This is a genomic window from Stenotrophomonas sp. UBA7606 (assembly GCF_002477705.1).
Lineage (GTDB): Bacteria > Pseudomonadota > Gammaproteobacteria > Xanthomonadales > Xanthomonadaceae > Stenotrophomonas.
In genome coordinates this window covers 23,443-30,694 of sequence record NZ_DLJW01000038.1, presented here as the reverse complement: position 1 = coordinate 30,694, position 7,252 = coordinate 23,443, and the positions used below count along the sequence as shown (strand labels likewise).

Below are 7,252 nucleotides of genomic sequence, written 5' to 3'. Positions count from 1 at the left end.
GTGGACTGGCCGGCCTTCGCCGAGCGTTTCGTTACCTCGCTGGGCCTGGTGTTCAACCCCTACACCACCCAGATCGAGCCGCACGACAACGTTGCCGAGATCGGCGACGCCGCGCGCCGCGCCAACACCATCCTGATCGACCTGGCCCGCGACATCTGGGGCTACATCTCGCTGGGCTACTTCAAGCAGAAGCTCAAGGAAGGCGAAGTCGGCTCCTCGACCATGCCGCACAAGGTCAACCCGATCGATTTCGAGAACGCCGAGGGCAATTTCGGCATCGCCAATGCGCTGTTCGAGCATTTCAGCGCCAAGCTGCCGATCAGCCGCTGGCAGCGTGACCTGACCGACTCCACCGTGCTGCGCGCCGTGGGCACCGCCTTCGGCCACACCCAGGTGGGCCTGGAGTCGCTGGCCAAGGGCCTGGGCAAGCTGACCGTCAACCCGGAGCGTCTGGACGCCGACCTGGATGCCGCCTGGGAAGTGCTGGCCGAAGCTGTACAGACGGTGATGCGCCGCCACGGCCTGCCCAACCCCTACGAGCAGCTCAAGGCCCTGACCCGCGGCCACGGTATCACCGCCGATTCGATGCGCGAGTTCATCGAAACCCTGGAACTGCCGGCCGATGCCAAGCAGCGCCTGCGCGAGCTGACCCCGGGTGGCTATGCCGGCCTGGCTGCGGATCTGGCCAAGGCGATCTGAGTCGCAAACCTGCGGTAATGCGGGATTGGGCAGCGCCCTTCTTCGACCTGTGAGGCGAGAAGGGCCGTCTGCGAAACCGGACAAGGTCAAAAGCTGCCCTCATCCGCCCTTCGGGCATCCCCGCCTTCGCGGGGACAGGCTCTTCTCCCGTGAACGGGAGAAGGGAGAGGGCCGGCACTTCGGCAACGCCCCCGGCCACCGCGCGCCCGCAACTCCCACAACTACGGGACCGGAACGGAATCCAGGGCGGAGGCCACGGCCCTCGATAGCGCTACTGGCCTGCGCTTGTTCATCAACGCCCCATCCACGTAATGAAACCTTCGCAGCCGCTCTGACAGCATCGGACTGACCCCTCAGCCCGGAAACCGCGGATGAAGCAGCCTGTGCTCTACACCGTCCTTGCCATTGCCCTCAGCCTGACCGCCTGCAACAAACCGGCGCCCGCAACGGCAACAGTCGCCCCAGCGGGCACTCCCGGCCCGGCGCCCAGCACCCTCACTGACCCGGGCGCGGGCGCGCTGTGCGGCGGCAGGAACCTGCGCATCAGCCACGACAACAGCAGCCAGGTCATCGACGGCGAATGTGGCGATGTCACCGTGACGGCTTCCAATGGCTCGCTCAATGTCAGCAAGGCCCGCTCCATCACGCTGGAAGGCCGCCAGTTCACCGTGCTCAACGAACAGGTCGACACCGTACGCGTGCTCGGCAGCGACAACGTCCTCAACCTGACCAATGCCCGCCGCATCGACGTCAGCGGCAACAACAACATGATCCTGGTCAACGAGACCGCCGAGGTCAGCTTCAGCGGCACCGGCAATACCGTCAACGCCAGCAGCGAGCCCAGGATCCAGGACAGCGGCACCGGCAACCGGGTCATCTGACCATCCCGCGGGTAGTGCCGAGCCATGCTCGGCAAGGGCTTTCCCAGCTACAACGCCGGTGCCACTGAAGCATTCCCGACAGTGCCACGGCGGCGGGAGCCATCGGGCAGGCCATTGCCGAGCATGGCTCGGCACTACCTGATTGCCCTACCTATTTGATCCAGATCAGTCGCCCACGGTGCGTATTGCCGCCAACAAGGGGACAATAGCCGCCTGCGCGCATCGCGCGCCCCTGTTCGACCTCCGCTGCAAAGGATTTCCCCCATGGCTGCACGCAAGCAAAAGACCTATCCGATCGAAGTCCAGGCCAAGCCCGGGCTGCCGCTGGGCATGAACCCGGCCACCTTCCTGCGCGATTACTGGCAGAAGCGCCCGCTGCTGATCCGCGCCGCCTTCCCGGACTTTGAAACCCCGGTGATGCCCGAAGACCTGGCCGGCCTGGCCTGCGAGGAAGGCGCGCTGGCCCGTATCGTCAGCCATGACCGCGCCACCGATGGCTGGACCCTGCGCACCGGTCCGTTCCAGGAAGAAGATTTCCCCGGCATGCCCGACCACGACTGGACCCTGCTGGTGCAGGACGTGGACAAGTGGGACCCGGAAGTGCGCGCCCTGACTTCCTACTTTAACTTCCTGCCGCGCTGGCGCATGGACGACGTGATGATCAGCTTTGCCGCCACCGGCGGCTCGGTTGGCGCTCATGTCGACCAGTACGACGTATTCCTGCTGCAGGCCCACGGCCAGCGCCGCTGGCAGATCGACGCCAGCGAGTCCACCAAGGGCAAGCGTCCGTCGCTGGAGTTCCGCCCCGACGTCGAGCTGAAGCTGCTGAAGAAGTTCAAGGCCACCCACGATTGGGTGCTGGGCCCGGGTGACATGCTGTACCTGCCGCCGAACGTACCGCACAACGGCGTTGCCGTGAACCCCTGCCTGACCTTCTCCTTCGGCATGCGTGCACCGTCCTCGGCTGAGCTGATCAGCGATTACCTGGACGATCTGGTTGCCGATGCCGACGAATCCATCCGTTTCCAGGACCCGGACCTGAAGCTGCCGGAAGACCCGAACGAAATCGACGCCGCCGCCATGAAGCGGGTGGTTGCCGCGCTCAATGCGCTGCGCATGAACGACCCGGACCGCCTCGGCAACTGGTTCGGCCGCTTCATCACCACCTACCGTGCCGCCGGCGACATCCTGCCCTCGCAGGCACCGCCGTCGCCGGAAGAGGTCCAGGCCGAGCTGGAAAACGGCGGCGTGCTCGAACGCCATCCCTGGGCCCGCCTGGCCTGGCGCCGCGCCACCCGTGGCGCCTCGCTGTACTGCTCGGGCCTGGCCTTCCAGCTGTCGATCAAGGACGCGCAGGCCCTGGCCGGTGCCGAACAGATCGACATCGGCCTGTTCAACAAGCTCAGCAACAAGGGCCGTGACGCCCTGATGGAGCTGATCATCGGCGGCCACTACCAGTTGCTGGACGTGGACACCATCGCCGCCATGCTGGCCGAACAGGACGCCCTGGAAGTGCTGGAAGATGCCGAAGAAGCAGACTTCGACGAGGACTTCGACGACGAAGCCGACGCCCCGGAAGTCGAGATCGAGGTCATCGAGTACAGCGAAGCCGGTGACGGCGAGCCGTCCAGCGCCAGCATCGAGACCGTCATGGTCAACGAGGAAGGTGTCGAAGTGGTGGTGATCTGCGACGACGGCGAAGAAGAGGACGAAGACGACGCGGAAACCCCGTCGGCATGAGTCCAGCCGCGATCTTCCATGTAGAGATCGCCGACTACGCCGTGCAGCAGGCCCTGCTGCACGGCGTGCGTCATACCGTATTTGTCAGCGAGCAGAACGTTCCGGCCGAGCTGGAAATCGACGAACTGGACCCGCTCAGCGACCACGCACTGGCGCTGGATGAGCATGGCCACGCCATCGGCACCGCTCGCCTGACCCCGGATCAGCGCATCGGCCGCATGGCGGTACTGGCCGCCTGGCGTGGCAAAGGTGTAGGCCAAGCCTTGCTGAATGCGCTATTGGACGCCGCCCGCAAGCGCGGCTGGGGCGAAGTCAGCCTGCACGCTCAATTGCACGCACGCGACTTCTATGCCTGTAACGGGTTTCTGCCGGAAGGTGTTGAATTTGAAGAAGCCGGCATCGGCCACCAGACCATGCGCCGGCGTCTGGACGGAGCAATGCGGGTGCAGGACCCGGATCAGGCCCGGGCGGCGGCGGCGGCGGTGATCCACGCTGCACGCCGTTCTCTGTACCTGCAGCTGCGTGGCAATGACGCCCTGCTCGCCCAGCCCCTGGTACTGGACGCCCTGCGCCGGTTTGCCACCGCCCGTCACGACAAACAGGTGCAGGTGTTGCTGCACGAAGCCGACCTGCCCGCCCTGCCTGCGGCCTTCATCGCACTGGTGCAGCGCCTGCCCAGTGTGTTCCATCTGCGTGAACCGGTAGACCCGGCGGATTGTCAGGTGGCCTCGGCGGCGATCAGCAACGATCAGGGTGACTGCTACTTTCGTCCAATAGGTGCCCGCGCCGAAGGCGAACTGGCGCTGGACAGCCCCGCCCGCGCCCAACAGCAGGAGCTGCTGTTCAAGCGCACCTGGGAGCGTTCACGTGATTGCAACGGGCTTCGCGTACTAGGTGTCTGAGCATTGACCGGGGCAGGACAAGGCGCAGTCAGGTATTAATGCGCGGGACAGTGTAGGTGCCCCTTCCTGTCCAGTGAGGGGTATAATTTCGTGGTTAGAACACGCCCGCGCGGGACGCTAGAACAGGTCCACCGGTTCCCAGAACTACCCCACAAGTGAATCCGACTCTCCATCGTGGACAATCTACTGAAGCAGTTTGCGCAATCATCGCAGCTCGCCGGCGGCAACGCCTCCTATGTCGAGGACCTGTACGAACAGTACCTCGTCTCCCCGGACAGTGTGGACCCCAAGTGGAAGTCCTACTTTGACGGCTTCAAAGGCCGCGAAGCTGGCGATGTGCCGCACTCTGCTGCCATCGCACACATCACCGAAGCCGCAAAGAATGCTGGCAAGGTCGGCAGCAACGCCGGTTCCGGCGACGAGCGCGAGCGCAATGTCGGCCGCCTGATCACCGCCTACCGCTCGCGCGGTCACCTCGGCGCAAATCTTGACCCGCTGGGCCTGACCCCGCCGGTCAATCCGCCGGACCTGGGCCTGCCCTTCCACCACCTCAGCGATGCCGACCTCAACGACGAGTTCAGCACCGGCGGTGTTGGCGGCCAGCCGCGGATGAAGCTGCGCGATCTGGTCAGCCGCCTGAAGGCGACCTATACCGGCTCGATCGGCGCCGAATTCATGTATATCGCCGAAGTGGAGCAGCGCCAGTGGCTCTACCAGCGGCTTGAGGCTGCCGGTGGCAACTACAACCTGGATGCCGACACCAAGCGCCGTACCCTGGAGCGCCTCACCGCCGCCGAAGGCCTGGAGCGCTACCTGCACACCAAGTACGTCGGCCAGAAGCGCTTCTCGCTGGAAGGCGGCGACTCGCTGATCCCGATGATGGACACCATCATCCGCGACGCCGGCAAGGAAGGCGTCAAGGACGTGGTGATCGGCATGGCCCACCGCGGCCGCCTGAACGTGCTGGTCAACACCCTGGGCAAGAACCCGCGCAAGCTGTTCGACGAGTTCGAAGGCAAGTTCGAGCACGACGACCGCGCCGTTGCCGGTGACGTGAAGTACCACATGGGCTTCTCGGCCGACGTGGTCAGCGACGGCGGCCCGGTGCACCTGGCACTGGCCTTCAACCCGTCGCACCTGGAAATCGCCGACCCGGTGGTTGCCGGCTCGGTGCGCTCGCGCCAGGAACGCCGCAACGACACCGCACGCAAGCAGGTGATGCCGATCCTGATCCACGGCGACGCGGCATTTGCCGGCCAGGGCGTGGTGATGGAGCTGTTCCAGATGTCGCAGGCACGCGGTTTCACCGTTGGCGGCACCGTGCACATCGTCATCAACAACCAGGTGGGCTTCACCACCTCCAACCGCGACGACTCGCGCTCGACCCTGTACTGCACCGACATCGCCAAGATGGTCGCCGCACCGGTCCTGCACGTGAACGGCGACGACCCGGAAGCGGTGGTGTTCGCGGCCAAGCTGGCCTATGACTTCCGCCAGCAGTTCCACAAGGACGTCGTGATCGACCTGGTCTGCTACCGCCGCTGGGGCCACAACGAGGCCGACGAGCCGGCGATCACCCAGCCGCTGATGTACCAGGTGATCCGCAAGCACAAGACCACCCGCGAGCTCTACGCAGAGCAGCTGGAAGCCGCAGGCGTGATCGCCGCTGGCGCCGGCAAGGAAATGGTCGACACCTATCGCAACAAGCTGGACTCCGGTGAAGTCACCACCGAGCTGGCCACGGTCGAAAAGACCCCGGCCACCAGCAAGATGTTCGTCAACTGGCCGAAGTACCTGTCCGGCAAGCTGTCCGACCCGGTCAGCACCAAGGTCGAGATGGGCAAGCTGACCCAGCTGGCCACCATGATCAACACCATTCCGGAAGGCGTGGAAGTGCATTCGCGCGTTGCCAAGGTGTACGACGACCGTCGCAAGATGGCCGCCGGCGAAATCCTCGGCGACTGGGGCTTTGCCGAGAACCTGGCCTACGCAACGCTGCTGGACGAAGGCAATGGTCTGCGCCTGGTCGGCCAGGACGTGGGCCGCGGCACCTTCACCCACCGCCACGCGATCCTGCACGACCAGAAGACCGACAACTACTACCTGCCGCTGCGTCAGCTGGTCGAGTCGCCGGAACAGGCCACCATCATCGATTCGCTGCTCAGCGAAGAAGCCGTGATGGCGTTCGAGTACGGTTTCTCCACCACCGATCCCAACACCCTGTGCATCTGGGAAGGCCAGTTCGGCGACTTCGCCAACGGTGCCCAGGTGGTGATCGACCAGTTCATCGCCTCCGGCGAAGCCAAGTGGGGCCGCATCTCCGGCCTGACCCTGCTGCTGCCGCACGGCTATGAAGGCCAGGGCCCGGAACACAGCTCGGCGCGCCTTGAGCGCTTCCTGCAGCTGTGCGCACTGGAGAACATGCTGGTCTGCGTGCCGTCCACCCCGGCGCAGGCGTTCCACATGCTGCGTCGTCAGATGCGCATGGACACCCGCAAGCCGCTGGTCGTCATGTCGCCCAAGTCGCTGCTGCGCCACAAGCTGGCCGTGTCCAGCCTGGACGAAATGGCCAATGGCGAGTTCCAGCACCTGATCGGCGACGCCACCGCGGACGCCAAGAAGGTCAAGCGCGTGGTGGTCTGCTCGGGCAAGGTCTACTACGACCTGCTGGAAGACATGACCAAGCGTGGCCAGGACGACGTGGCACTGGTGCGCGTGGAGCAGCTCTACCCGTTCCCGCGCCCGGCGCTGGCTGCCGAGCTGAAGAAGTACGGCAAGGCCACCGACGTCGTGTGGTGCCAGGAAGAGCCGATGAACCAGGGTGCGTGGTACCAGATCAAGCACCACCTGCAGGCATGCGTGGCCGATGGCCAGGCGCTGCACTATGCCGGTCGCCCGCGTTCTCCGTCGCCTGCTGTTGGCCACATGTCCGATCACCTGCGCGAACTCGCACAGCTGCTCGCCGACGCGCTGGTCAACAAGATCGACGACAACTACGCCGAATAAGCCCCCTTTTCCACAAGAAAACGA

At 65.0% G+C, this 7,252-nt stretch carries 5 protein-coding genes; all 5 read left to right on the top strand.

Going from position 1 to position 7,252, the window contains the following annotated elements:
• The coding region (locus B2527_RS05625) for a lyase family protein (protein ID WP_293706551.1) at window positions 1-699 on the top strand (699 nt) is incomplete at its 5' end.
• 371 nt (window positions 700-1,070) lie between these two features.
• Window positions 1,071-1,580 (top strand): DUF3060 domain-containing protein, encoded by a 510-nt coding sequence (locus B2527_RS05620; protein WP_293706550.1) that lies wholly within the window; start codon window positions 1,071-1,073, stop codon window positions 1,578-1,580.
• Window positions 1,581-1,844: 264 nt separating this feature from the next.
• Window positions 1,845-3,320: a cupin domain-containing protein gene (locus B2527_RS05615; RefSeq protein WP_293706549.1), complete on the top strand. Its 1,476-nt coding sequence runs from the start codon at window positions 1,845-1,847 to the stop codon at window positions 3,318-3,320.
• A gap of 11 nt (window positions 3,321-3,331) precedes the next feature.
• Complete coding sequence (locus B2527_RS05610; protein WP_414717007.1) at window positions 3,332-4,222, top strand: GNAT family N-acetyltransferase; 891 nt, start codon at window positions 3,332-3,334, stop codon at window positions 4,220-4,222.
• Between the two features lie 174 nt (window positions 4,223-4,396).
• Window positions 4,397-7,228, top strand: coding sequence for a 2-oxoglutarate dehydrogenase E1 component (locus tag B2527_RS05605; RefSeq protein WP_293706547.1), 2,832 nt, complete (start codon window positions 4,397-4,399; stop codon window positions 7,226-7,228).
• The last annotated feature ends 24 nt before the right edge of the window (window positions 7,229-7,252 follow it).

What these genes read in the sequence shown, in the direction of transcription:
- B2527_RS05620 (WP_293706550.1), top strand. Translation starts at nt 1,071, where the DNA reads ATGAAGCAGCCTGTGCTCTACACCGTCCTTGCCATTGCCCTCAGCCTG.
- B2527_RS05615 (WP_293706549.1), top strand. Translation starts at nt 1,845, where the DNA reads ATGGCTGCACGCAAGCAAAAGACCTATCCGATCGAAGTCCAGGCCAAG.